This window comes from Bacillus sp. BS3(2021), from assembly GCF_021043345.1.
Lineage (GTDB): Bacteria > Bacillota > Bacilli > Bacillales > Bacillaceae > Bacillus > Bacillus paralicheniformis.
Window position 1 is genome coordinate 41,222 of record NZ_JAJNDM010000003.1, and the last position, 25,962, is coordinate 67,183.

Sequence of the window (25,962 nt, forward strand, 5' to 3'; positions counted from 1 at the left end):
AAATTACCACACTTTGACCTACATTTTCAAGCTATTGATCTTGTCTCTCGTCCTGGAAAAAATCTTTGTTAAAGCTTGTTCCGCTCGTCTTGCTTTCTTTTTTCACGATCCTGATCCCTTTTTTGATGAGGTCTGTTCCATATTTTTCATTCAATTCGGCCATCACTTTTTGGATCGGCTCATCTTTGGCATCCTCATGAAACGAAAATAAATCAAGCTGTTTGACGGCTTCCTTCCGATTGACGAGGTCTGTTCCCGTCACGCCTAAAAGTCTGACAGGGCTTCCGTGCCAATGCTGCCTGAAAAGGGCTTTCGCTTCCTTCGCAATATCTTCTCTTGAATCGGTCGGATTCAGAAGGGTCTTGCTTCTGGTTATGTTTGTCCAATCCGCAAAGCGGATCATGATGAAAACTTTTGCTGCCATGACCTCTTTTCGCTTCAGCCTGTCGCTTACTGAGACGGAAAGCTTGTCAATCAGGCCGCACAATTCCTTCTCATCTGTGCTGTCATACGGGAGAGTCGAGGAATTGCCGACGCTTTTGAATTCGTATATCCTGTCGGGATTCACCTCTCCGGTGTCGATGCCGTTTGCCCTCCTTTTTAAACGGGGGCCGTTGATACCTAGGAGGCGCTTTAAAGCATACTCATCTGCGGCAGCCAAATCGCCGATCTTGCCGATATCAAGCGTCTTGAGCTTTTCAGCGGTTTTCCGGCCGACTCCGTACATCTCGCTGATGTCCATGGGCCAAAGAATCCGGGGCACTTCGCGCTTTCTCAATATCGTAATGCCGAGCGGTTTTTTCATATCCGAAGCCATTTTGGCCAGGAATTTATTCGGAGCGATCCCGATGCTTGACGGAAGAAGCAGTTCTTCTTGAAGGCGCTCTTGAATTTCCTTCGCCGTTTCATATGCCCGATTTCTGTATGGCGTGTCCGTTAAATCCATGTACCCTTCATCAATGGAAACGGGCTCGACAAGGTCCGTATACTCCCTGAGCACTTGAAACATTTCTCTTGAAGAGCTTCTGTAGCGGTCGAAATTCGGCGGCTTGACGATCAGCTCGGGGCAGAGCCGCTTCGCTTCCCAAAGCGGCATAGGCGGTTTTACGCCGCGTGCTCTCGCCTCGTAGCTGCACGTGACGACGATGCCTTTCCGCTCCTTTGCATTTCCCGCGATGGCGAGCGGCCTGCCTTTCAGCGAAGGGTCATACGCCATTTCAACAGACGCGTAAAAGCTGTTCATATCGATATGAAAGATGACTCTTCCCTTTTGTTTATCAGCAGACAAAACGGCTCCCTCCTGGTACTCAGATTAGACATCCCGGCATTCATATAGTAAGATGTTAAATGAAACGGAAGTGATAATAGATGATTCTTGAATCTTTCAACGATGCTTTTTTACTGTTTGAGTTTTTCACAATCGTCCTTCCCGCACTGACGGCGATCGGTATCGCCCTCATCCTAAAGGACTGCAGTACGGGCGACAGCTGGAAAACGAAACGGTTTGAAGAATATCATGCAATACAGTTTGTTTCTGCAATCGATTTTCTTATCATCCTATATCATCGCATTACGGTATGGATAAGTAAAGTCATTCGCATGAAAGCTTCATCGAACGACGATGAAGACCACCGTTCCCTTCTTCTTTCAATTTAAACGGGAAAAGGTGTCCGGCAGACGGGCCCTTTTATTCAGAAGGAGGAGAACGTGTTGAACACGAAATTAAAACAATTGTTTGCGACTGCAATGTTTTTGATCATGACCATGTTTATAGGTGAACAAGCTTCGGCAGCCACCGGCAGTACCGGAGGAAGCGACAACTTCTTCCAACACTATGTCGTGGGGCCTTTTTCAGAGCTGATTAAAGGAATCGCCGGATTTTTCCACGGAAACTACGGACTGTCGATTATTTTTGTGACCATCATCGTCCGGGTTCTCGTCTTTCCGCTGTTTGCCAACCAGTATAAAAAACAGCGGGCCATGCAGGAAAAAATGGCGCTTGTCAAACCTGAGCTGGATGCGATTCAAAGCAAGCTAAAAAAGACGAAAGATCCTGTGAAGCAGAGGGAAATTCAGCAGGAGATGATGCAGCTTTACCAAAAGCATAACATCAATCCGCTGGCGATGGGCTGCCTGCCGATGCTGATTCAGTTTCCGATCCTGATCGGTTTTTATTATGCGATCCGCTCGACGCCCGAAATTGCTTCACACTCTTTTCTCTGGTTTAACCTCGGGCATTCGGATATTATCGTATCTTTATGCGCCGGGTTCATGTATTTTATCCAGTTCTATGTGTCTCAAAAGCTGAACGCACAGAACGCCCAAACAAATCCGGCGGCTCAGCAGTCCGCCAAAATCATGGGCTTCTTTTTCCCTGTGATGATGACGATCTTTTCGATCAACGTCCCTGCAGCCCTGCCGCTGTACTGGCTGACAAGCGGACTGCTTCTGACGATTCAATCCGTCGTTCTTCATCAAGTTTACCAAAAAAACAAAAAAGCCATTCAGCCTGCTGAATCGGCTACAAAATAAAAAAGCTTGCGCCTTTAAAGGCGCAAGCTTTTTTGCGTTTCCCTTCCATCTTCTCGATCGCGACTTCAGGTAGTGTGACCGTTTCCGCTGAAACCATCGGCTCGAGCTGAAACGGTCCCTGTAAAAACCCGCCTTTATGACGGGTTTGCTACTTCCTCAATAATGGCAACAACCATTTCTGCAGTTTTGACAAGTTCCTCAATCGGCATTTTTTCGTTTTTCGTATGGATTTGTTCATATCCGACTGCAAGGTTGACAGTCGGAATGCCGTGTCCTGCGATGACGTTCGCATCGCTTCCTCCGCCGCTCGTTAATAGCTCGTACGGACGGCCGATTTTCCCGGCGGCTTTTTTGGCGATTTCAACGACGAGATCCCCGTCTTTGTATTTAAAGCCCGGGTACATGACTTCGATTTCCACCTCGGCTCTGCCACCCATTTCAGCGGCGGCTGCTTCAAACGCCTGCTTCATTTTTTCGGTCTGCTTTTCCATTTTTTCCGGAACAAGCGAACGGGCTTCAGCGAGAATGTCGACCTGATCGCAGACGATATTGGTTTGCGTTCCGCCCTCAAAGCGGCCGATATTAGCCGTCGTCTCCTCGTCGATGCGGCCAAGCGGCATTTTGGCAATCGCTTTTGAAGCGATCGTGATCGCGGAGACTCCTTTTTCCGGCTCTACTCCGGCATGAGCCGTTTTTCCGTAGACAGTTGCTCTAATTTTCGCCTGTGTCGGCGCTGCTACGATAATATTGCCGACCTTCCCGTCGGAATCAAGCGCATATCCGTAATCGGCTTTGATCAGAGATCGGTCTAAAGCTTTCGCTCCGACAAGCCCCGATTCTTCGCCGACCGTAATGATAAACTGGATCGTTCCGTGCGGAATGTTTTTTTCTTTCAGCACTTTTACGGCTTCGAGCATCGCTGCAAGGCCTGTTTTGTCGTCAGCTCCCAAAATCGTTGTGCCGTCTGTTTTGACATATCCGTCTTCAATGACCGGCTTCACGCCTTTTCCGGGCACGACGGTATCCATGTGGGATGTAAAGTAAATCGTGTCCGCCTCTTTCGTTCCAGGAAGCGTGCACACGAGGTTTCCCGCTCCGTGCCCCGTTTTTGGCGCGGTGTCATCCTCCACGACATCCATTCCAAGAGCAGCAAATTTTTCTTTCAGCACCTTGCAAATATCAGCTTCGTGTTTTGTCTCGGAATCAATTTGCACAAGTTCTAAAAACTCTTCTAACAGGCGTTTTTCATTCATGCTAGTTTCCCCTCCATTTTTAAAGCGGTATATTTCCATGCTTTTTGTCCGGCCGGATTTCTCTTTTGCTCTTCAGCATGTCAAACGTTTGGATCAGCTTCTTCCGCGTCTCTTTCGGATCGATGATATCGTCTACCATGCCGTATCTTGCAGCGGCAAAAGGGCTTGAAGCGTGCATGCATTTCCGGATTTTTTCCTCGCGGGCGGCCCGCGGGTCTTCCGACCGTTCGATTTCCTTCGCGAACAGCACATCTGCAGCTTCCGAGGCGCCCATCACTGCAATTTCTGCATTCGGCCAAGCAAATACGGCATCCGCTCCAAGCGCCTTGCTGTTTAAAGCGACATATGCTCCGCCGTATGCTTTTCTTAAAATGACCGTCACCTTGCAGACGGCGGCTTCCGCATACGCGTATAGGATTTTAGCGCCGTGTCTGATCACCCCGCCGTGCTCTTCGCGTATTCCCGGAAGAAAGCCGGGGCAATCCACCAAAGTCAAAATCGGGATCTGAAAGGAATCGCAAAAACGGATAAACCGGGCGATTTTGTCAGCCGCATCCATGCTGAGGCTTCCGGCTAAATACTTCGGCTGGTTGGCCACGATCGCCGCCGTTTCCCCCGCTATCCTTGCAAAACCGATCACCGCGTTTTTGGCAAAGTGGCGCTGCACTTCAAAAAATGTTCCGCTGTCTGCGATTTCCGCGATGATCTGTTTGATGTCATACGGCCGCTGACCGTCTTCAGGCAGAATCGTCATTAAATCAGGCCTTACCTCATCGTCTTTCGCCTTTCTCGCCTTAGCCGGGGGCTTTTCTTCGTGATTCTGGGGGATGTAGGACAAGAGCTTGCGCACCTCACTGAGGACGGCCTCATCGGAATCCCCGGAAAAATGGGCATTCCCGCTGATTGAATTATGTATATAGGCGCCCCCCAATTCTCCGGAGCTGACAGCTTCGCCTGTCGCCGTTTTGATGACTTTCGGACCGGTAATGAACATCTGTCCGGTTTTTTCGTTCATGAAAACGAAGTCGGTCAAAGCTGGAGAATAAACCGCGCCGCCCGCACAAGGGCCGAGAATGACAGAGATTTGCGGAATGATGCCTGAGCAAAGGACATTTCGGTAAAAAATATGACCGTATCCATCTAATGATAGCACACCCTCTTGAATTCTCGCACCACCTGAGTCGTTCAGACCGATGAAAGGGGCCTTATTTTTGAGGGCAAGATCCATGACGGCCGCTATTTTTTTGGCGTGCATTTCTCCGAGCGCTCCGCCGGTGACGGTAAAATCCTGGGAAAACAGATAAACGGGCCGCCCGTCGATTTTTCCGAATCCCGTGACAACCCCGTCGCCTAACGGGCCGCCGGACTGCCGGCTTCTGGCAAAAGCATTCAGCTCAGTGAACGTTCCCTCATCAAGCAGAAGATCGATTCTCTCTCTGGCGGTGAGCTTGCCTTTTTGCTTCTGCCTGTCGATCCGTTCCTGCCCGCCCCCAAGCAAAGCTTGTTGACGGCTGTTGTTTAAATCGTCGACTCTTTCAAACATATTCATCGTGTTCTGCCCCTTCTCTATTTGATTCTTACACGAAACTTGTCCGATGAAAAAAAGCAGTATAAAATAATGGGAGATTAAAAAACAGAGGTGAAAAGCTTGTCTCGAAAATTCATCAAGTTCATGGTTATTTTAATGATCGGCGTCATGGTGCTGACGACTCTGCTTACCGGACTCAGCATGATTTTTTAATACAAATCATGAAAGCAGGCGGCTCTTTTTGCGGAGAAACGCCTGCTTTTCTTCAAGCCCGGACTTCCGCAGGAATAGAAAAAACCGCACGGGTTTCCCCCTGTTCCATTAGATTGACCAATGAAGGAGAAACTCATGCGGTTATGCAGGAGATTTAATTCCTTTAAAGTAGCTCTTAATCACAAGATACTGTTCCATTTCGCCGAGAAAATTGAAAAGAGCAGCGCGCGCTTCAAATTCTTCGCGTGTCGTCGGCAGCTCCATCTCATCAATTTCCTCTCTCATTTTCACGAGCCGCTTCAAAAACTTATGAGCCGTATTGCCGGGATGGATGGCTCCTCTTAAATCATGAAGAAACGCTGCGATCATATGCCCCTGTTCAACCGTCATCGAAATCGACGTGATTTTCGGCAGGACCCTTTCGATAATTTCAAACTGCTTTTCTCTCATTTTAAAGTAGTGATAATAGAGATTTTCGTGCCTGAGAAAGTGATTTTCCACATCGCGGTATGCCAGGGTCTTCGCTTCATTGATCAAACGGTGCGTCTCAGGAATCTCTTTTCCCGTCCAGTCCTGTTCCCCGGTCAGCAAATAGCGTTCGATTTCTTCAAAAATCTTGGCAAAGTTATCTTCGATTTTCTGCTGATACTGTTTGAGCTCTTTATCGAGGCTCGGCATGTACAAATTCATCAGCAGGGCAACGCCGATTCCCGTAATGATGATGAGGCATTCATTCCAAATGAGAGAAAGGGTGATCCCTTCTGACATATAAAGATGAAGAATGATGACCGAACTTGTGACGATTCCTTCTTTTATTTTCAGAAGAACGGTTGTCGGAATAAAGAACAGCAGCATCAGACCGATGACAGCCGGATGATAGCCGATCAGCTCAAAAAACGCGTATGAAAAAACGATCGCAAGAATGCATGCCGCAAACCGGGCCCATGATGCCTGAAGGGACCGCTTTTTCGTCACTTGAATACAGAGGATCGTGATGATCCCTGTCGACACAAAATTATGAAGGCCGAGCAGCTGTGCGATATAGATGGCCAATGCTGTGCCAAGCGCTGTTTTTAATGTGCGATAACCTATTTTAAACATCGTTAACCCCAATCTTTTCTGCTAGTCTTAGTGAATAAAAAAGAAGAAGATCAGCATCTTCTTCAGCTTATTTTATAGTATTTTCTCTAAAAAGTCTTGAGCTCTTTTCGATTTTGGAGAAGAAAAAAACGCTTTAGGATCATCGTCTTCGACAATGGTTCCTTCATCCATGAAAAGCACCCTGTCGGCGACTTCTTTGGCAAAGCCCATTTCGTGCGTCACGATCACCATCGTCATCCCGGTTTTCGCCAAATCCTGCATCACCTGAAGCACTTCTTTGACCATCTCAGGATCAAGGGCCGATGTCGGCTCGTCAAACAGCATGATGTCCGGATTCATCGCCAGCGCCCTCGCAATCGCAACGCGCTGCTTTTGCCCCCCTGATAAACGGTTCGGATAATCATCTTTTTTATCGATAAGCCCCACTTTCTCAAGCAGTTCTTCCGCTTTTTTCGCTGCCGCCTGTTTGCTTTCTTTTTTGACATGGACAGGTGCATACGTAATATTTTCAAGAACCGTTTTATGCGGAAACAAATGAAAATGCTGAAAGACCATGCCGATGTTCTCTCTGATTTTCAGCACATTTGTTTTCGGTCTTGTAATCTCTTGATCCTGAATGAAAATGCTGCCCTCCGTCGGCTTTTCGAGCATGTTTAAGCAACGCAAAAACGTGGACTTGCCTGAGCCTGACGGACCGATGACAGCGGCTACTTCGCCTTTTTCAAAGGAAACGGAAATATGTTTAAGCACCTCGTGCTTTCCGAAAGATTTTGAGAGATTGCGAACATTAATCATTGACATTCAGCTTCCTTTCAATCGCTTTGCCGACAAACGTCAGGATCAAAACGAGCACATAGTAGATGAGACCCGCAAACAGCATCGGCTCAAGCGGGCTGTAGATCGCCGCTCCCGCCTGATAGCTTCGTCTCATAATATCGCCGAGTCCGATGACGGTGACAACAGCCGATTCCTTTGTCAGTGTAATCGATTCGTTGATCAGCGCTGGCATGATATTTTTAAAGGCCTGCGGCAGCAAGAGATCCTTCATCATCTTTGCATACGGGACGCCCAGCGCCATCGCCGCTTCTTTTTGCCCTTTGTCGATCGCATTGATTCCGGCTCTGATGATTTCTGACACATAAGCGGCGGAATTTAAGCCGAATGCGATGACGGCCGCCCAGTAAGCATCAATATCGAAGCCCAGCACCTGAGGCAGCCCGTAATAGACGATCATCAGCTGCAGAACAAGCGGTGTCCCCCGGAATATGGAAGTGTAAAAATCGGCAATCCATGCGAGGGGCTTGATCGAACTGATTTTTAAAAGCGTAATCAAAACCCCCAGCAAAAATCCAAGCACGGCCGCAGCCGCGACCACTTTTAAGGTGACGCCCAAGCCTTCCAAAATGAAAGGCATCTCGGGTATTGTACTAGAAAAATCAAGAAAATTCATGTGACTCTCCCTCTCCCGCCTCATCATCAAAGAGGCGCACATCGCTTTAGAAAAAAAAGTTCAACAAAAAGTTGAACTTTTCACGCTTACTTTTTCGTTTCTCCGCCGAACCATTTTTCTTTCAGCTTTTCAAGTTCTCCGCTTTTCTCCATTTCTTCAAGCGCTTTGTTGAACTTCTCGGTCAAATCGCTTCCCTTTTTGAAGGCGATCGCGGAGCCGGCTTTTTCATCCGGTTCTTTCGGCAGATTGTAGCCAACCAGTTCTTCATTTTTATTAATATATTTTTCGGCAACGATATCCTCTATAATTGCTGCGTCAAAGCGGCCCGCTTTGATTTCTTCGGTTAAATCCGAAATGCGGTTGCGGTTTTCAACTTTTAAATTATAATCCGGCGTAAGCTCCTTCGCTTTTTCTTCCTGAATGGAGCCAAGCTGCACGCCGACCGTTTTTCCTTTCAAATCGTCAAGCGATTTGATGCCGCTTGATTTTTTTGTAACGATCATGTTGTGAGCCGTATAATAGACGTTTGAAAAATCGACCTGCTTTTTGCGTTTAGGCGTCGGCGTCATTCCTGAAAGCACGATGTCGACTTTGTTTGTTTTAAGAGCGGTCACCAGGCCGTTGAAGTCCATGTCTTTCACTTCGATTTCATGGCCCGTTTTTTTAGCCAGTGCATTGGCCAGATCAACATCAAAACCGACAATCTTATCTCCGTCTTTCGATTCAAAAGGCGGGTAATCGGCTGAAGTTCCCATCACCAATGTTTTTTTATCAGCAGAACTGCTGCTCGTCCCGCATGCAGTCAATGCAAATGTGACACATGCTGCCACTACCATTAACATCCATTTTTTCATGTTGTGTATCCCCCTGAACCTTTTTTGAATATTTATTCGTTGATATGTATTTTAAACATTTTCTAGGCCAGATGCAATACCATTTTGAAAAATAACTGAAAAACCTTCAAACAAGCATTTAAATACCAATTGAAAGCCTGTGTTTTCATCTTTCCGATTGCATATAAAAAGAATTTTTATACACAAAAAAAGCCTGCCATTGTTTTGGCAGGCGGTATTTCCTTTACCTTATACTTCTTCACAGTATTCTTCAAACAATCCTTGAAGCTTAGTGATGACAGCCATCGGCTCATAGCCTTCAATTTCATGGCGTTCGACCATTTTTAAAATCTTGCCGTCTTTTAAAAGAGCGAATGACGGAGAAGAGGGCGGATATCCTTCAAAATATTCCCTTGCTCGAGCCGTCGCTTCTTTGTCTTGTCCGGCAAAAACGGTGACGAGATGATCCGGGCGCTTATCGTAATGAACCGCATGATGTGCGGCTGGCCTTGCAATTCCCCCTGCACAGCCGCAGACGGAGTTGACCATCACAAGCGTAGTCCCTTTTTTCGTGAGCGCTTCATCGACCTCTTCAGGCGTTTTCAATTCGGTGTAGCCGGCAGCCGTTATTTCCTGTCTGGCTTGGCGCACGACATCATTCATAAACAGATTAAAATCCATGTTCACTTTAAGATCTCTCCTTTTTAGCCGCCTTTAGCATGATGCTAAAGGCGCTGTTTGCTCATCTGTTCTAATGATACTTTGAAACCGTCCGAACCGCAAATCAGGCGATTCGTGTTCCTTCAGGTTTATGGCACGGGCAGCCCGGGGAAAAATAAGTAAAGACTCTATCAAATAAAGGAGCACCTTTATGAATCGAAAGAAAGCAATGCTGATTTACAACGGAAATGCAGGACAAAAAAATGTTGAAAAAACACTGGGTGCTGCCGTACCTGTTCTTTCACAGGCTATAGACGAACTCATCGTAAAACCGACGAGAAAGAAACGTGATGCATTCGAATTTTGCCGAAAGATCGGGGAGGATATCGGGCAATTGTTTATATTAGGCGGTGACGGAACGGTGCACGAATGCATTAACGGCATCAGCCAGCTTCAAACGAAGCCAGATATCGGCATTCTCCCGGGCGGCACATGCAACGACTTTTCGAGGGCGCTCCGCATTCCCCAGAACATTGAAAAAGCGGCGGAAGCGCTCGTCAATGGAAAACCTGTCCCGGTCGATGTGTTAAAAGCAAATGATCATTATTGTCTCAACTTCTGGGGCATCGGATTGATTACGGAAGCTTCCACCCATATCAATCAAACGGAAAAAGCGCTGCTCGGGAGAATCAGTTATTTTACCAGCGCACTGCGGACCATCTCCAATCTTGAGCCTTTCTCTTTCCGCCTGTCGATCGACGGAGAAGAGTTTACTGACGAAGCGGTCATGGTGGTCGTGCTGAACGGAACATTTATCGGAACAAACAAGATCCCCCTTCCGCAGCTGAGCATTAACGACGGAAAAGCGGACATCCTCGTCTGCCGGAATACGAATCTGGCTGCATTGAAAGAACTTTTTGCAATGGATGATCCCGAATGGGATTCCTTTGCAGGCGAGCTCTCCTATTATCAGGGGCAAACCGTTGAAGTTGAAACCGTCCTCCCAATGGAAGCCGATACAGACGGCGAAATCTGCACAAAAACTCCGGCTTCAATCGAGGTGCTAAACGGACATCTCCGCATGCTCGCCCCCTTAGAAAAAGAAAAGAGCTGACCCTTAACGGGCCAGCTCTTCTTTTTTAATAAATGGAAGTATGATCATCGATTTGTTCCAAAATCTCTTTCACACGGGCAAGGAATCTGCCGCAAACGAGGCCGTCAAGCACTCTGTGGTCGAGGGATAAGCACAGGTTCACCATATCTCTGACCGCGATCATGCCATGCTCCATGACGACGGGACGCTTGACGATCGATTCAACCTGCAGGATGGCCGCCTGTGGATGGTTGATGATCCCCATTGACTGAACCGACCCGAACGAACCGGTATTGTTGACCGTGAACGTACCTCCGCTCATATCCCCGCTCGTCAGCTTGCCGCTTCTGACCTTATGAGCCAGTTCGTAGATTTCTCTCGCGATGCCTTTAATTGTTTTTTCATCGGCATGCTTGATGACAGGAACGTACAGCGCATCGTCAGTCGCTACTGCAATTGAGATGTTGATGTCTTTTTTCTGAATGATTTTATCTCCGGCCCACATGCTGTTCATTTGCGGGAATTCCTTCAGCGCCTGTGCGACCGCTTTGACAAAGAACGCGAAAAAGGTCAGGCTGAAGCCCTCTTTCTTCTTAAATTCGTCCTTTATTTTGTTGCGGTAGCTCACAAGACTTGTGACATCCACTTCCATCATCGTCCAGGCATGAGGGATTTCATGCTTGCTTCTGACCATATTGGTCGCAATCGCATGACGGATTCCGGTCACAGGAATCTCGACGTCTCCAGCCGCACTCTGAGGCGGTGCAGCTTGAGGGGCGGCTTGCGCCGGCTTTTGGACGGGCTCACTCGCTCCCGCGGCATTTGTATCCGGCTGTTTTTCCGGCGCCGCATCAGCTTGAGGAGCAGCTCCGGAAGCAATGATGCGCTGGATGTCTTTTCTGGTGATCCGTCCGCCGGCACCGGTACCTTCCACCTGCTCCAAATCAATGTTGTGCTCACCGGCAAGTCTCAGCACCGCCGGGGAATAACGTTTTTTCTGAGATGTATCTTTTTCCTCCGGTTTGGCCGGCTCCGCTTCCGCTTGATCCAGATTGGAAACAGCCTCAGCCTCCGGTTTCGCTTCTTCGTTTGTTTCGACTTTGCAGATGACGTCTCCGACTTGCAGAGTTTCGCCTTCTTTCCCGACAAGCTCGGTAATCGTTCCCGTGAACGATGAAGGGACTTCAGCATTGACCTTATCCGTCATCACTTCAGCAATCGGATCGTATTTGTTGACGTGATCTCCGACGCTGACAAGCCATTTGCTGATGGTTCCCTCCGTCACGCTCTCTCCGAGCTGCGGCATTGTCATTTGTTCCACTGCCATACGATATGTCCTCCTTCGCTATATTAAAACTCGGCCAATTCTCTCATTGCTGCTTCTGCTTTATCCGGATTGACCATAAAGAATTTTTCCATTGTAGGAGCATACGGCATTGCCGGGACGTCAGGGCCCGCCAACCGCTTAATCGGCGCATCCAAATCGAACAGGCAATGCTCTGAAATGATCGCGGCTACTTCACTCATAATGCTGCCTTCCTTCGTATCCTCGGTCATCAGAAGCACTTTGCCCGTTTTGGAAGCCGCTTCAATAATCGCTTCCTGATCGAGCGGATATACTGTTCTTAAATCAAGGATATGTGCGGAAATCCCGTCTTTGGCAAGCCGCTCGGCAGCCTGAAGGGCGAAATGGACGCACAATCCGTATGTGATGACGGTAATGTCTTCGCCTTCCCGCTTCACATCCGCCTTTCCGATCGGCAGCACATAGTCGTCACTCGGCACTTCGCCCTTGATCAGCCGGTACGCACGTTTATGCTCGAAGAACAGGACAGGGTCGTCATCGCGGATGGCCGCTTTCAAAAGCCCTTTGACATCATAAGGTGTCGAAGGCATGACGATTTTCAGCCCGGGCTGGTTGGCAAATACGGATTCAACTGACTGAGAATGGTACAGCGCGCCGTGCACGCCTCCGCCGTAAGGTGCGCGGATGACGATCGGACAATTCCAGTCATTGTTGGAGCGGTAGCGGATTTTTGCCGCTTCTGAAATAATCTGGTTGACAGCCGGCATGATAAAATCTGCAAACTGCATTTCGGCGACCGGTCTCATCCCGTACATGGCAGCCCCGATTCCGACGCCGGCAATTGCGGATTCCGCCAAAGGCGTGTCCATCACCCGCTCTTCGCCGAACTGGTCGTAAAGACCGGCTGTTGCCTTGAACACACCGCCTTTTTTGCCGACATCCTCCCCTAAAACAAAGACGCGGGAATCCTTTTCCATTTCTTCTTTCAAAGCCAAAGTGACAGCATCTATATATGACATAACTGGCATTGTTCTTCCCCCTTACTCCGCATAAACATGCCGCAGCGCATCTTCCGGATCTGCATAAGGTGCATGTTCAGCATAATCTGTTGCTTCATTGACGATGGTTGTGATCTCATCCGACATTTGCTTCTCAGACTGGTCGTCCAGAAGCCCTGTTTCTTTTAAGTAATGCGCGAATTTGTTAAGCGGATCATTTTTCTTCGCCTCCGCCACCTCTTCGCGCTCTCTGTAGCTTCGATCATCATCATCGCTGGAGTGCGGGGTCAGCCGGTATGATATCGTTTCGATTAATGTCGGACCTTCGCCTCTTCCGGCACGTTCCCTTGCTTCTTTAACCGCTTTGTAGACTTCAAGCGGATCATTTCCGTCAATGGTCACGCCGGGCATGCCGTAACCGACGGCGCGGTCGGAAATGTTTTCACAAGCCACCTGCTTTTCGTAAGGAACCGAAATGGCGTATTTATTGTTTTCACACATGAAAATGACGGGAAGCTTATGAACGGCGGCAAAGTTCGCCCCTTCATGGAAGTCCCCCTGGTTTGAAGAGCCTTCACCGAACGTCACAAAAGTCGCGATGTCTTTCTTTTCAAGCCTTCCGGCAAGCGCTACACCCACCGCGTGCGGAACTTGCGTTGTCACTGGCGAAGAGCCCGTGACGATCCGGTTTTTCTTTTGACCGAAGTGGCTCGGCATCTGCTTTCCTCCCGAATTCGGATCCTCGGCTTTTGCAAACGCCGACAGCATTAAATCTTTTGCCGTCATGCCAAAAGCAAGGACAACGCCCATATCTCTGTAATATGGAAGCACATAATCGTTCTCACGGTCTAATGCAAATGCCGCTCCGACCTGGGCGGCTTCCTGTCCTTGACAAGAGATGACAAAAGGAATTTTGCCTGAACGGTTTAAGAGCCACATCCGCTCATCAAGTTTTCTGGCTAAAAGCATGGTTTTGTACATGTCGATTGCTTGTTCATCTGTTAATCCAACTGCTTCATGACGGTTATTGCCCATTTTTTTCACTCCTTCATGCTTTCTAAAAATGAATCGCCTTTCCATCTACGGCAAGGGCGGCTTCTCCGATCGCCTCCGACAGCGTCGGATGCGGATGGATCGTTTGTCCGACTTCCCACGGGGTGGCGTCAAGCACCTTTGCCAGACCGGCTTCAGATATCATGTCTGTCACATGCGGGCCGATCATGTGAACGCCCAAAATATCATCTGATTCGCGATCGGCGACGATTTTGACAAAGCCGTCCGTCTCACCGTACACGAGCGCTTTGCCAATCGCCTGAAACGGAAATTTGCCTACTTTGACGCTTTTGCCCTGTGCCTTCGCCTCATCCTCTGTCAAGCCGACCGATGCGGCTTCAGGACTTGAATAGATGCATTTTGAGACAAGCGAATAGTCGATGTCGTGCGGATTCTCGCCAGCAATATGCTCAACAGCCGTAATCCCTTCATGGGAAGCAGCATGTGCAAGCTGAAGGCCGCCGATCACATCTCCGATCGCATAGATGTGGGATTCTTTTGTCTGGTACATGCTGTTTGTCGCGATAAAGCCGTTTTCCACTTGGATATCTGTGTTTTCCAGACCGATCCCTTCAACATTTGCCTGCCTTCCGACAGATACGAGCATTTTCTCAGCGGAATAGGTCTGTTTTTCTCCGTCTTTTTCCGCTTGAATGCTGACCGTATCGCCTTTCGCCAATGTGTCGGGCAGCACTTTCGCTCCCGTGATGATGGTGATGCCTTTTTTCGCCAGCTGCGTCTGCATTTCTTTAGAAATATCGGCATCTTCAGTCGGCAAAATCCGGTCTGCATACTCAATGACGGTCACGTCAACACCGAAATCGCACAGCATGGAAGCCCACTCGATTCCGATGACACCTCCTCCGACAATCAGCATGGAAGCCGGAAGCTGCTCAAGTTCAAGCGCTTCGTCGGATGACAGCACGTTTTCCCCGTCAAGCTCAAGCCCCGGCAGCGACCTGGGCCTTGAGCCTGTGGCGATGATGACGTTTTTCGGTATGAGCATCTCATTCTCATCCCCGTTTGCCATCTCAACGGAAACCGTCCCCGGCATCGGGGAAAAAATCGACGGCCCGAGAATCCGTCCGATTCCTTCGTAAACATCAATCTTTCCTTTTTTCATCAAGTGTTTGACACCGTTGTGCAGCTGGTCAATTATTTTTTGTTTTCTGCTTTGAACTTGAGAAAACCGCAGGCCGACTTCAGAAATGACCACTCCGAATTCGTCCGCCTTTTTTGCTGTCCTGTAAACTTCCGCGCTTCTTAGGAGCGCTTTCGACGGGATGCAGCCTTTATGAAGGCACGTGCCGCCGAGTTTCCGCTTTTCAACGACGGCTGTTTTCAGCCCCAGCTGCGAAGCTCTGATGGCAGCCACATAGCCGCCTGTGCCCCCTCCAAGAATCACGAGATCGTATTCAGTTGCCATGACTTTCCCTCCTCTGGTTCGGATACTGTTTCGCCTCTTCTTCGCCGTTCAATACGCGAAATGCACCTTCAGCCAATGCTTGAAGCTCATTTTCTCCCGGAAAGACGACGACATCCGAAATCCAGTCTATGTATTGTCTGATCGAGGTAACAAACGATTTTCCGTACGCCAGTCCGCCTGTCAAAATAATGACATCGACTTCGCCTTTTAAGACGGCGCTGGCCGCCCCGATTTCTTTGGCGATTTGATAAGCCATCGCTTCATAGATGAGCGCAGCCTTTTGATCGCCTTCCTTGATCATTTTCTCAACTTTAACCGCATCCGTCGTGCCGAGATAGCCGGCGAGGCCTCCGCCGCCGACTAGCATTTTCATCAGCTCGCCTTTCGTATACTTGCCGGAGAAGGCCATTTCGATCAGATCACCCGCAGGAATGGTTCCGGCCCGCTCCGGACTGAGCGGACCTTCTCCGTGGAGGCCGTTGTTGACATCGATCACCCGACCGTGGCAATGAACGCCGGTCGTAATGCCGCCTCCCATGTGGGTGATGATCATTTTCATATCTTCATACCGCTTTCCAAACTGCCAGGCCGCTTTCCTCGCGACAGCTTTTTGGTTGAGCGCGTGAAAAATACTGCGCCTTTCAATGGCCGGCGTGCCGGAAATTTTTGCGATAGGGGCCATTTCATCCACAACAACGGGGTCGACGATAAAAGCGGGAATATTTAATCCGTCGGCAATCTCCCTGGCGATGATACCCCCGAGATTTGATGCATGCTGCCCCGCATATCCGTTCTTCAAATCGGTGATCATCGCATCGTTGACTTCGTAAGTGCCGCCTTCAATCGGTCTGAGCAGCCCTCCCCGGGCGCAAACGGCATCCAATTTAGAAATATTGATTCCCTGTTCATGCAGGGTTTCGAGTATCGCCTGTTTTCTGAACGAATATTGATCAATAATGGTTTGGTATTGCTGTAACTCAGCCTCGTCATGACGGATTGATTTTTCGAAAATCGAACGGTCATCATGAAAAACGCCGATCTTTGTAGATGTTGATCCCGGATTGATGACGAGAATACGTTTTTCCTGTACCTGCATTGATATAAAACCTCCAATAGCGAATAGGGGTTATGATCTTAACGCCTGCTTAAAATGTGATGGCCGTTTTGCAAAAATTGACTTCTCGATTGGCGCATGCGCTCAATACGCTCTTCCGCCAGGCGGTCTGCGGCCAAGTATGTCGGAATGCGGTCGCGTTTTGAAATTTCAAGGACGCGTTCAATATTACCGTAGATGCCTTCGACTTTTTTCAGCGCGCGCTCTGAATTATAGCCGTAAAGCTCGTCAGCGACATTGATGACGCCGCCGGCATTGATGACATAGTCAGGGGCATAAACGATACCCATGTCGTGGATTTGATCCCCGTGGCGCGTTTCTTTCAGCTGATTGTTGGCTGCCCCGGCAATCACTTTGGCTTTCAGCTGCGGAATCGTATCATCGTTGATTGTCGCTCCCAGAGCACACGGTGCATATATATCGCACTCCTGTGAATAAATATCATCCGGATCGACGGCACGGGCGCCGAATTCGGCGACTGCGCGTTCGACCGCTTCTTTATTGATGTCGGTCACGATCAGTTTCGCGCCTTCTTCGTGGAGATGACGGCACAGATTGTATGCCACGTTTCCGACCCCTTGGACAGCAACGGTTTTTCCTTCAAGCGAATCTGTCCCGAAGGCCTCTTTTGCCGCAGCCTTCATCCCTTTATATACCCCGTAAGCCGTTACCGGGGAAGGATTGCCAGATGAACCGAAAGCAGGCGAAATGCCTGTAACAAAATCAGTTTCGTCATGAATGATGTCCATATCTTCAACGGTTGTACCGACGTCTTCCGCGGTGATGTATCTGCCGTTCAGCCCTTGAATGTAACGGCCGAAAGCGCGGAACATTTCTTCGTTTTTATCTTTGCGCGGATCGCCGATAATAACGGTTTTGCCTCCTCCGAGGTTCAGTCCGGCCGCCGCGTTTTTATAGGTCATTCCCCGCGCAAGGCGCAGCGCATCTTCAATTGCGGCTTCTTCACTTTCATATGTCCACATTCTCGTGCCGCCGAGAGCCGGCCCGAGCGTCGTATCATGAATCGCGATGATCGCTTTTAATCCGGACTGTTTATCTTGGCAAAATACCAATTGCTCATAGTCATACTGTTCCATATATCGAAATAGTTCCATTTTTTATTCCTCCTCTTGTCGTGCTTCAGACGTACACAGCGCCAAAGCAATCGAATACAGCTTGTTTTCTGCGGAATCGGCCCTGCTTGTCAAGGCGATGGGCGCTTTTGCCCCTGCCAAAATGGCTCCCACTTTCGCACCCGCAAAATGAATCAATGATTTGTAAAGGACATTGCCTGTTTCAATTGAAGGAACAAGCAGGATGTCAGCCTCGCCCGCAACGATTCCGGAAATGTTTTTATGCCGGGCGGCAAGCGGTGAGATCGCGTTATCCAACGCAAGAGGCCCGTCAACGATGCAATTTTTGATTTGGCCCCGATGATTCATCTGCGTCAAGGCAGCTGCATTTAATGTCGCTTCCATTGCGGGATTCACCGTTTCCACCGCGGCGAGGCAAGCGGCTTTCGGCATTTGCACGCCGACCGCTCTTGCCACGCCGACTGCGTTTTCTAAAATTTGTTTCAGCTCATCAAGCTTGGGGCTGATATTCATTGCCGCATCTGTTACATAAATCAGCCTCTCAAACCCGCTGACTTCAAAAGCTGCTACATGTGACAGCACATGCGAGGAACGGAGCCCGTACTCTTTATTCAAAACGGCTTTTAATAGCACGGCTGTCGGGACATTCCCCTTCATGAGAACATCAGCATTTCCGCTTTTGACAGCTTGAACGGCAATTCTCGCCGAATCCGCCGGCGATTCCGAATGAATGATATCCACGTGCCGTTTTGAAATGTTCTGTTCTGTCATCATATGCCTGATCTTTTCTCTGTGCCCAATCAGCAAGAACCGGGCAAATTGTTTGTCGACCGCAAGTTTGACTGCTTGCAGCACTTCGTCATCTTCTGCATGTGCGACGGCGACCGTTTTATTGTCAAGCTCCGCCGCTTTTTGCAATAATTGTTTCAGCTTCATAGTACCCACCTTTCTTAGCAAACATCCGCCCACTATATCATGCAAGTTTCGTGCCAGTATAAAAAAGCGGTTCGGTACTGTGATCCTGTTTTACAGTTTGCATGATTTTGCACTCGTTTTGCAATTTATTGCATGCTATCTTTTGCAAGATTGTATTTATCCATTTTGTAATAGAGATTGCGGATACTGATTCCAAGCGCTTTCGCCGTTTTCGTTCTGTTGTATTGATGCTTTTCAAGCGTTTCTTTTATGACATGAGCTTCAAACCGTTCAACCGCATCAGACAGCTTTTCCTCTTCAATCTCAGGGAAAGCTGCTCCGGCTTCCACCTTTTTTTTCGGACGGTCTGCTTCAGGCAGGTGTTCGAGATCAATCCATTCCATTTGCGGTTTTAAAAAGATCATCGCCCGCTCAAGGACATTTTCAAGCTCTCTGACATTCCCCGGCCACTTCCGTGCTTTTAACGATTTGAGTGCGTTTTTCGTGAGCCCCTTTACATTGCGTCCGTATTCTTGATTGATCTTCCCAATCAAATGCCTGCTCAAGGCTTCGATATCCTCTTTCCGCTGCCTGAGCGGCGGAATTGATATCGGATAGCGATTGATCCGGTAGTACAAGTCTTCGCGAAACCTGCCCTCAGCGAGCGCTTTTTCAATATTGACGTTTGTCGCTGCGATGACCCGGACGTTCACAGAAATCGGTTTGGTCCCGCCGACTCTGACAATTTCTTTTTCCTGAAGAACGCGGAGGAGCTTCGCTTGTGTGTTTTGCGTGAGCTCTCCGATTTCATCCAAGAAAATGCTGCCGTTGTTCGCCTCTTCAAAAAATCCTTTTTTGCCGCCGCGGCGCGCGCCTGAAAAAGCGCCTTCTTCATAGCCGAACAGCTCTGATTCAAGCAGTGATTCCGAAATGGCCGCACAATTGACGCGAACAAACTTATTATACTTTCGGTCACTTTCGTTATGTATGGCATGGGCAAAAAGCTCTTTCCCCGTTCCCGATTCGCCTCTCAGCAAAATCGTCGCAGGCGTCTTCGCCCCCAATTTCGCCTGTTCCAGCGCGACGAGCATCTGCTCGCTTGAACCGATGATGTCGGCAAATGTATATTTCGCCTCGAGTGTACGGATAATCTGGCGCGCTCTGTTCAGCTCGTTTGTGAGCGATTGAATTTCAGATACATCGTGAATAACGCCGACGCTCCCTTTTAAAATACCGTCAACGATAATCGGCGCGACATTGACGATCACTTCTTTTTTATTGGGGCCGACTTTCATTCTGACCCCTCTGACAGGGCGCCTCGTTTCAAGCACTTTCAAATGCATGCTTTCACCTTCGGATATGTCGGTATTGGCCGGCTTCCCGATCACCTGGTCTTTTGTCAGGCCCGTCATCTTTGTATACGCCCTGTTGATCATCATCCCGTTTCCGTTTTCATCAACGACCGATATCGCTTCATCCGAAGATTGAATGATCGCTTCAAGCATCGTTCTGACTTCCTTCAGGTTGGTCACCTCTTCAGCCAGCTCGACCGCATCGGTAATGTCCTTAAATATGCTAAGCGCCCCGAGCAGCGTCCCTCCGTCATCGATAATCGGAATTCTGGTCGTGACGATCTGCCTGTTCGGATGGAGAAATTGTTTTTGATGATACTCAGGCTCTCTCGTATTGAGAATGCGCGGCAGCTTCGTCGTCGGGATCACGCTTTGAATATGCTGGCCGATCGCTTCAGTGCGCTTTGTCCCGGTCATCACTTCCGCCATTTTGTTAAACAAAATGATCTCTTCGTTAATGTCGATAAAAATCATGCCGTCATTCATAGAGTTGAAAATACGGTCGTGTTTATACGTCTGCTCTTTTAACATTTGGATGAGCTGCTGCTTTTCGTTCATCAGCTGAGAGATGATATAAGCGAGCGATCCCGGCACCACGATCGTACTGTCGTGCTTTTTTCGCATCAGTTGCTTTAATACGCCGGCGTCTCCGGTCGTTTCAATGATGATATCGATCTGTTCTGTGATGTACGGCGCCCAATCGAGCGCCGTTTCGATATCGTTTTTTTGCGCGATGAAAAGTCCGGGAGCTTCCGGATTTTTATCGATGACCGCCTCGATATGCATCGTCTTTGTTTTCAGCAGCACATCCAAGAGAGCGGTCCCCCCTTTTCCAGCACCAACGATCAGTACTTTTTGCATCATCCCTTTACCCCTTTGTATGAAAAATTTTGCACACTATCACGTTCACTTGCAACAATTTGCACAACATCTATGTTATCATGTTTTCCTTTCTTGACAAACTTTTTTTTCAAATAGACAATAAAGGTAAATCTTTGGTAAGGGGATTCGTGTATGGGGAGAATGATCGCACTGCTCGTTTTGCTGATACCGGGAGGCCTGGCTGCTCTCGGAATTAAATTGATGCGCGACACTGTTTTCGGCGTTTTGATCAGCCCGTTTCAGATCCTTTGGCTTCAGGGGCTGGCGGGGTTCATATGCTTCGCAGGCGGCCTTTATTTATTAGGCGGATTTATTCTATACAGAGACAGAAAACGCAACCAAGTAAGCCCCCGCTTCAGAAAAAAGCAGAGCGGCCGCGAGGTGTGATCTCTGCGAACGGAAAGCAAAAAGCCGCAGATATTGTCTGCGGCTTTCAGATTGTTGACAAAATCCCAAAACGACTTTTAGTTTTGGGATTTTGTAATCCTTTCAGCGTGTCACATCTCGGCTTTTATTTTTAACGCTTTTTCGGGAAAATCGGTGAAGAAACCGTCAATTCCTTCAGCAATCAGCTTTTTCATCTCCTCTTCACGGTTGATGGTGAACGGCCGGACCGCTTTTTGTTTCAAATGGGCGTTTTTGATCATGTCAACCGACATTGAACGGCGATACGGATGAAATCCTGCAGCCGGAATCATTTCAATGTACTCCTCAGGCTTGTAGATGACATCCATGTAAAGCGCGGCCAACTCGATACTTGGATTCAATCTGCTGCATAACGCAAGGCTTTCATGATTAAACGATGAAAGAATGATCCGGTCTTGAAGGCCGTACGCTTCAATCATCGACATCACCTTTTCTTCCATCCCTTCATAACGGATAATGCTGTTTTTCAATTCCACATTGAGAAGAAATTCAGCATCTGCCGCCCACTCAAACACTTCTTCAAGGGTCGGTACCGGGACAGATCCGGTTTTTTCGGAAAAACGGTGGCTTGCGTCTCCGCGCTTGATCTCCGCATATGTAAGATCCTTTACATATCCTTTCAGCGAAGTCGTCCTATCAAGCTTTTCATCATGTATTACAACAAGACGTCCGTCTTTTGCCATTTGTACATCCAATTCGATGCCGTCTGCACCGATGGCCGCCGCCTGCTTAAACGCCTCCATTGTATTTTCGGGAAAAGTGCCTGAAGCTCCTCGGTGTGCAAATATTTTCGTCATTTCTGGTTCACCTCTACAAGAATTGCAAGTTTATATCCCATTATGAAGGTCTTACTGTTTTCTTTCCACACATAAGGCCTTTTTTAACATAAACATAACACAAGAACCCCGGTCTTATACCGGGGCCCCTATTGTTATTCGTAATAAGCTGTGACAGCGTCAGCAATCGCGTCTGCCGCTTTTTCCTGATATTCCGGACTTTCGAGTTTAGCTGCATCAGTTTTGTTCGTGATAAAGCCGAGTTCGACTAAAACACTCGGCATTTGAGAATTTTTGATGACATAAAACCCTGATTCTTTTACACCTCTGTCCCGAGTGCCAAGCGCATCCGGAAGGCGTTCTTGAATGTTAGACGCCAGGCGTTCGCTGTCAGCGGCTTGATAGGCAGAATCGAAGTATGTTTCTGTACCTGACGCTTCAGGGACGGCCGAGTTTGCATGAATGCTGATCAGCAAGTCCGAAGCGTGCTTGCTCGCTTTGGCCACCCGGTCTTCCAGCGTCAAAAACGTATCATCCGTTCTTGAGGCGACTGTGGCAGCTCCCTCTTCTTTCAGTTTTTCATCAACCAGCTTTGCCACTTCAAGATTGACATCTTTCTCAAGCAGCCCGTTTCCGACCGCGCCGCTGTCTTCGCCCCCGTGACCTGCGTCAACATATACCGTCTTACCGGAAAGCGGCTCAGCTGCAAAAGCAGCTGGAAAAACCGCAATAAACGAAAACAGCAGCAAAACTAAACTCCTCATTAACAGTTTCACGATTAGTTCCTCCTACAATCCCTTTTTGCAAACGATCATTCTTTCTCTTTCATATCTTCAAGCTGTAATGTTCCGTCCTCTGTTTTCGTGTACTTCACTTCCACCTTTGTATCATCCTTGATCCCCTTATATTTGTCCCGTTTTTCGGGAGGGACCTGAAACGTCGTTTCTTTACCGTCAATATTGACGGCGACGGTATGCTGATCCGCCAAACCGACAAAGGTGCCTTCTTTCACAAACGTTTCCCCGCCTGTTCCTTTTCGGCTCTCATTATGTTGCGTTGTCCCGCAGCCTGCCAATAGCAGCATAGCGAACAAAACAAGGATGACTCCTTTTTTCATGTCTACCACCTCGCCCGCTGAATTTTTTACACCCCGTACCTTATCTTTAATACCCGGCGGCTGTAAAGCAGGCTACTCCAGCAGATATTCGCCCGATTTACCCGTCCAACGCCCCAGGGATTTCCGAATTGTTAGAAGCCATCCGCTCAAAAACGTCTGTGAAAAACGGTCTACCCAAGGCGAAAAATGGTTGTCATCTGGAAGAAATCAGATCTATTTCATCATTTTTATTTTTTTGTATAAAAAAACGTCTTTTTTCATAAGAAAAAAGACGTTTCATGCGGCTTTCGCTTTATATGATTCAGTCTATGACGCCAATGCACCGGGCGTGAGACAAACTTTGAAAAATAGACGGATACACCGAAAGCTGGCTGCGTGCTATGTGGCTTTTATCAGAACTTGCAGGAATGCATTTTTAAAGCCCGGCTGCTTGATGACAACATTTAGTCCTTCATAGCTTAGCAGCGCTGCTCCTTCCGCAGTTCTCATGCTTATATTTGCTGCTGCAGAGCCTGCTTCCGGTCCATTGTTGACGGCGCCTCTTTAATCTTTTTGGCAGGCACACCGGCTATTGTAATGTTTTCCTCAGTGAAAGATTTGTTGACTACGGCGTTTGCGCCAATCGAAATGCCGTCGGCAATGTGAATGCTGCCAAAGAGCTTTGCTCCAGGCCCGATCCAGACATTGTCTCCGATTGTTGGAACATCGTGGTGAGCGTGATTTTGCCCGATGTTAACTCCTTGATGAATGTCACAGTTTGCACCTATTTTTGCATTGCTGTTTACGATGAGCAATCCGTAATGGTTGATCCTCAACCCCGGACCGAAAACATTCACCGGGATGTCAAATCCGAGCTTCAATCCTCTCTTTTTATGCAGATACCGGTAAACACGCTTGAACACCTTGGAGTTGGCATTTGAGTAATATTCATGTTTGCGCAAGGCTATCTGATACTTCCAAATATCATCGCCAAACCATTTAGGCCTTTTTCGACTTGAGATTCCTAACGCTTTCTTGTCTTGTTCGAGATAATAGCGAAGATCTGTTTTCGTAAAGATCATCATACCACCTGCTTATTTCATACTTTTAACTCGAGATTGGCTTTTTTCGAAAGGTTTTACATTCTCCGCCATCTATTTCCGTGAAAACAAAAAAAAGGGGGAGCCCCCCTTTTTTGTTCATCCTTCGTAAAAACCAACCCAAGTGTTAAAAACATTACTGTAAAATTTCCCTTTGAAATACCATGTTCCATCGCTATCAGAAAATTTGTTACTGAAAACTCCTGAAGAAGATTTTACACATTTTGATGATTTGCTGCTTTTGAATGAGCTTGGCAAGTCACTTGGACAATTGATGTATTGAGCAGTCGGATGTGCAATCACCTCAGATGAATGCGGTGCAGCAAATACCGGCGCTGTAGAAATAAGTAAACCAACAGCCAGAGTCGTACCAGTTAATAATTTATTGACTTTCATTTTAAAACAACTCCTTTTCCATTTATTTCATTTCGATTTCATCATATAACAAACAGGCATGTCTAAAAAGTGCACAAATTACAATATTTTGGTATTTTTTGATAAGCTGTTAGGCTGACTTTACACAATACACACCGTGCTGAAACACAAACAGTACATTTAAGAGCAAAAAAACAGCCTCGTTTATAAAAACGAGACCTTCAAATACTGTATGAAACCCTTCGGATCGCAATTCATCGCAATAAGGGCGAAAAATTCATCGGAATTACGATAAACTATTCGTTAGAAACAGGTCGGCAATTCAACGGTAAATCTTCGTCAAAACCGCGCCATGTCAACGTTTAAGAAGCCTTATGCTCCAGTCTCAGCTTGTCTGCGACCATCGCGATGAATTCTGAATTCGTCGGCTTGGCTTTTGACATGCTGACTGTGTAGCCGAAAAGTGACGAAATCGAGTCGATGTTGCCTCTGCTCCATGCGACTTCGATGGCGTGGCGAATCGCCCGTTCGACTCGGCTTGCAGTCGTGTTGAATTTTTTGGCGATATCCGGATAAAGCACTTTTGTAATGCTTCCGAGCAGTTCGATGTCGTTATACACCATGGAGATGGCTTCCCTTAAGTATAAATAGCCTTTTATATGAGCGGGCACGCCGATTTCGTGGATGATGGTCGTAATGCTGGCGTCCAGGTTTTTCTTCGGCGATTCCGACTGCGGCCGAAGCACACTGCTTTGAGAAGACGGGGCACGGTGTGTCAATTGAGATCCGTTTCCGCTGACCTGGCGGATATGGCCGACTAAGTTCTCCATGTCAAAAGGCTTCAAAATAAAATACGACGCGCCCAAATCTACAGCTTTTTTCGTCACGTCTTCCTGACCGAACGCCGTCAGCATGATGACATTCGGCTGCTTTTTAAGCTGCGATTCCCTCAGCCTTTCAAGAACGGCCAATCCGTCGAGGTGAGGCATGATAATATCCAGCACAAGCACATCGGGCTCCTTGTCTTTAAACAACGAAAGGCATTCCTGTCCGTTGTATGCGACACCAAGTACTTCCATGTCGCTTTGTCCCTCGATATATTCGCTTAATAGGCCGACAAGCTCCCTGTTATCATCAGCAACACATACTTTAATTTTCTCCACGTTTCTTCCTCCCCAATGTGTATGTTGATAAATTTCATCATTCTTTTCTAATATGTTTAATTCGACAGCACCACTTTATTCCCTTTTTTTAAAAAGGATTTTTCCAATAATAGTGGTATCTCTCGCTTTTTCTCTGTTTTTTTCTGATTTTCTCGATTTTTCGACTCGAAATGCGACTTGACAAACCGGGGAACGTGAATTTGTCGAAAAATCTTTTCTTCTT

The 25,962-nt window shown here is 47.8% G+C and carries 27 protein-coding genes; 5 read left to right on the forward strand and 22 right to left on the reverse strand.

Annotation, left to right across the window (positions count from 1 at the left end; genetic code table 11):
- Positions 1-31 precede the first annotated feature (31 nt).
- Positions 32-1,288 carry a DNA polymerase IV gene (locus LQ247_RS07775; protein ID WP_020452103.1) on the reverse strand — a complete coding sequence of 419 codons (1,257 nt, stop codon included), beginning with the start codon at positions 1,286-1,288 and terminating at the stop codon, positions 32-34.
- Positions 1,289-1,368: 80 nt separating this feature from the next.
- Here LQ247_RS07775 and LQ247_RS07780 point away from each other — a divergent pair, with 80 nt between their 5' ends.
- On the forward strand, positions 1,369-1,656 hold the full coding sequence (locus LQ247_RS07780; protein WP_020452104.1) for a hypothetical protein: 288 nt from the start codon (positions 1,369-1,371) through the stop codon (positions 1,654-1,656).
- Between the two features lie 90 nt (positions 1,657-1,746).
- Positions 1,747-2,532: a membrane protein insertase YidC gene (locus LQ247_RS07785; protein WP_229078641.1), complete on the forward strand. Its 786-nt coding sequence runs from the start codon at positions 1,747-1,749 to the stop codon at positions 2,530-2,532.
- A gap of 134 nt (positions 2,533-2,666) precedes the next feature.
- Here LQ247_RS07785 and LQ247_RS07790 read toward each other — a convergent pair whose 3' ends face one another.
- The gene (locus LQ247_RS07790; protein ID WP_023855148.1) at positions 2,667-3,785 is read right to left on the reverse strand and encodes a tripeptidase T; all 1,119 of its coding nucleotides are present in this window, start codon (positions 3,783-3,785) and stop codon (positions 2,667-2,669) included.
- Between the two features lie 19 nt (positions 3,786-3,804).
- On the reverse strand, positions 3,805-5,334 hold the full coding sequence (locus LQ247_RS07795) for an acyl-CoA carboxylase subunit beta (RefSeq protein WP_103749516.1): 1,530 nt from the start codon (positions 5,332-5,334) through the stop codon (positions 3,805-3,807).
- A gap of 90 nt (positions 5,335-5,424) precedes the next feature.
- Between LQ247_RS07795 and prli42 the strand changes: the two genes are divergently transcribed.
- Positions 5,425-5,526: a stressosome-associated protein Prli42 gene (prli42, locus tag LQ247_RS07800; RefSeq protein ID WP_230368212.1), complete on the forward strand. Its 102-nt coding sequence runs from the start codon at positions 5,425-5,427 to the stop codon at positions 5,524-5,526.
- Positions 5,527-5,667: 141 nt separating this feature from the next.
- On the opposite strand, the gene LQ247_RS07805 is transcribed toward prli42, so the two are convergent.
- From LQ247_RS07805 to LQ247_RS07825, 5 genes are all read right to left on the reverse strand, one after another.
- Entirely contained in the window at positions 5,668-6,627 is a 960-nt protein-coding gene (locus tag LQ247_RS07805; protein WP_020452108.1) for an aromatic acid exporter family protein, read from the reverse strand.
- 72 nt (positions 6,628-6,699) lie between these two features.
- Complete coding sequence (locus LQ247_RS07810) at positions 6,700-7,422, reverse strand: amino acid ABC transporter ATP-binding protein (protein WP_041817247.1); 723 nt, start codon at positions 7,420-7,422, stop codon at positions 6,700-6,702.
- A complete protein-coding gene (locus LQ247_RS07815) occupies positions 7,415-8,077 on the reverse strand; it encodes an amino acid ABC transporter permease (protein WP_020452110.1) in 663 nt (220 codons plus the stop codon). The genes LQ247_RS07810 and LQ247_RS07815 overlap by 8 nt, the downstream gene beginning before the upstream one ends.
- Before the next feature lie 86 nt (positions 8,078-8,163).
- A complete protein-coding gene (locus tag LQ247_RS07820) occupies positions 8,164-8,931 on the reverse strand; it encodes a transporter substrate-binding domain-containing protein (RefSeq protein WP_216920100.1) in 768 nt (255 codons plus the stop codon).
- A gap of 228 nt (positions 8,932-9,159) precedes the next feature.
- Positions 9,160-9,597, reverse strand: coding sequence for a BrxA/BrxB family bacilliredoxin (locus tag LQ247_RS07825; RefSeq protein ID WP_003183325.1), 438 nt, complete (start codon positions 9,595-9,597; stop codon positions 9,160-9,162).
- A 184-nt stretch (positions 9,598-9,781) separates the two neighbouring features.
- On the opposite strand from LQ247_RS07825, the gene LQ247_RS07830 reads away from it, so the two are divergent.
- The gene (locus LQ247_RS07830; protein ID WP_231005863.1) at positions 9,782-10,684 is read left to right on the forward strand and encodes a YegS/Rv2252/BmrU family lipid kinase; all 903 of its coding nucleotides are present in this window, start codon (positions 9,782-9,784) and stop codon (positions 10,682-10,684) included.
- Positions 10,685-10,709: 25 nt separating this feature from the next.
- Here the strand turns inward: LQ247_RS07830 and LQ247_RS07835 are convergent, their stop codons facing one another.
- The 8 genes from LQ247_RS07835 to LQ247_RS07870 form a co-directional block, all read right to left on the reverse strand.
- The gene (locus tag LQ247_RS07835; protein WP_095291144.1) at positions 10,710-11,990 is read right to left on the reverse strand and encodes a dihydrolipoamide acetyltransferase family protein; all 1,281 of its coding nucleotides are present in this window, start codon (positions 11,988-11,990) and stop codon (positions 10,710-10,712) included.
- 23 nt (positions 11,991-12,013) lie between these two features.
- Positions 12,014-12,997, reverse strand: coding sequence for an alpha-ketoacid dehydrogenase subunit beta (locus LQ247_RS07840; protein WP_020452114.1), 984 nt, complete (start codon positions 12,995-12,997; stop codon positions 12,014-12,016).
- A 12-nt stretch (positions 12,998-13,009) separates the two neighbouring features.
- Positions 13,010-14,002: a thiamine pyrophosphate-dependent dehydrogenase E1 component subunit alpha gene (locus LQ247_RS07845; RefSeq protein WP_231005864.1), complete on the reverse strand. Its 993-nt coding sequence runs from the start codon at positions 14,000-14,002 to the stop codon at positions 13,010-13,012.
- Between the two features lie 22 nt (positions 14,003-14,024).
- On the reverse strand, positions 14,025-15,446 hold the full coding sequence (gene lpdA, locus LQ247_RS07850) for a dihydrolipoyl dehydrogenase (RefSeq protein ID WP_020452116.1): 1,422 nt from the start codon (positions 15,444-15,446) through the stop codon (positions 14,025-14,027).
- Positions 15,436-16,542 carry a butyrate kinase gene (buk, locus tag LQ247_RS07855; RefSeq protein ID WP_023855156.1) on the reverse strand — a complete coding sequence of 369 codons (1,107 nt, stop codon included), beginning with the start codon at positions 16,540-16,542 and terminating at the stop codon, positions 15,436-15,438. Before buk ends, lpdA begins: the two co-directional genes overlap by 11 nt.
- A gap of 38 nt (positions 16,543-16,580) precedes the next feature.
- Positions 16,581-17,675: a branched-chain amino acid dehydrogenase gene (gene bcd, locus LQ247_RS07860; protein ID WP_020452118.1), complete on the reverse strand. Its 1,095-nt coding sequence runs from the start codon at positions 17,673-17,675 to the stop codon at positions 16,581-16,583.
- 3 nt (positions 17,676-17,678) lie between these two features.
- Positions 17,679-18,590: a phosphate butyryltransferase gene (yqiS, locus tag LQ247_RS07865; RefSeq protein ID WP_023855157.1), complete on the reverse strand. Its 912-nt coding sequence runs from the start codon at positions 18,588-18,590 to the stop codon at positions 17,679-17,681.
- Between the two features lie 125 nt (positions 18,591-18,715).
- Positions 18,716-20,782: a sigma-54 interaction domain-containing protein gene (locus LQ247_RS07870; protein ID WP_023855158.1), complete on the reverse strand. Its 2,067-nt coding sequence runs from the start codon at positions 20,780-20,782 to the stop codon at positions 18,716-18,718.
- A gap of 153 nt (positions 20,783-20,935) precedes the next feature.
- On the opposite strand from LQ247_RS07870, the gene LQ247_RS07875 reads away from it, so the two are divergent.
- A complete protein-coding gene (locus LQ247_RS07875; RefSeq protein ID WP_020452121.1) occupies positions 20,936-21,190 on the forward strand; it encodes a DUF2627 domain-containing protein in 255 nt (84 codons plus the stop codon).
- Between the two features lie 110 nt (positions 21,191-21,300).
- Here LQ247_RS07875 and LQ247_RS07880 read toward each other — a convergent pair whose 3' ends face one another.
- The 6 genes from LQ247_RS07880 to spo0A form a co-directional block, all read right to left on the reverse strand.
- Positions 21,301-22,026 carry a glycerophosphodiester phosphodiesterase gene (locus LQ247_RS07880; protein WP_145654269.1) on the reverse strand — a complete coding sequence of 242 codons (726 nt, stop codon included), beginning with the start codon at positions 22,024-22,026 and terminating at the stop codon, positions 21,301-21,303.
- Positions 22,027-22,160: 134 nt separating this feature from the next.
- Positions 22,161-22,781, reverse strand: a complete 621-nt coding sequence (locus tag LQ247_RS07885; RefSeq protein WP_020452123.1) for an N-acetylmuramoyl-L-alanine amidase family protein — start codon at positions 22,779-22,781, stop codon at positions 22,161-22,163.
- 35 nt (positions 22,782-22,816) lie between these two features.
- A complete protein-coding gene (locus LQ247_RS07890; protein ID WP_020452124.1) occupies positions 22,817-23,122 on the reverse strand; it encodes a membrane lipoprotein lipid attachment site-containing protein in 306 nt (101 codons plus the stop codon).
- Between the two features lie 491 nt (positions 23,123-23,613).
- Complete coding sequence (locus LQ247_RS07895) at positions 23,614-24,183, reverse strand: serine O-acetyltransferase (protein ID WP_425332685.1); 570 nt, start codon at positions 24,181-24,183, stop codon at positions 23,614-23,616.
- A gap of 117 nt (positions 24,184-24,300) precedes the next feature.
- The gene (locus LQ247_RS07900) at positions 24,301-24,597 is read right to left on the reverse strand and encodes an antimicrobial peptide LCI (protein WP_020452126.1); all 297 of its coding nucleotides are present in this window, start codon (positions 24,595-24,597) and stop codon (positions 24,301-24,303) included.
- Between the two features lie 341 nt (positions 24,598-24,938).
- The gene (gene spo0A, locus LQ247_RS07905; protein WP_075213036.1) at positions 24,939-25,739 is read right to left on the reverse strand and encodes a sporulation transcription factor Spo0A; all 801 of its coding nucleotides are present in this window, start codon (positions 25,737-25,739) and stop codon (positions 24,939-24,941) included.
- Positions 25,740-25,962: the final 223 nt, after the last annotated feature.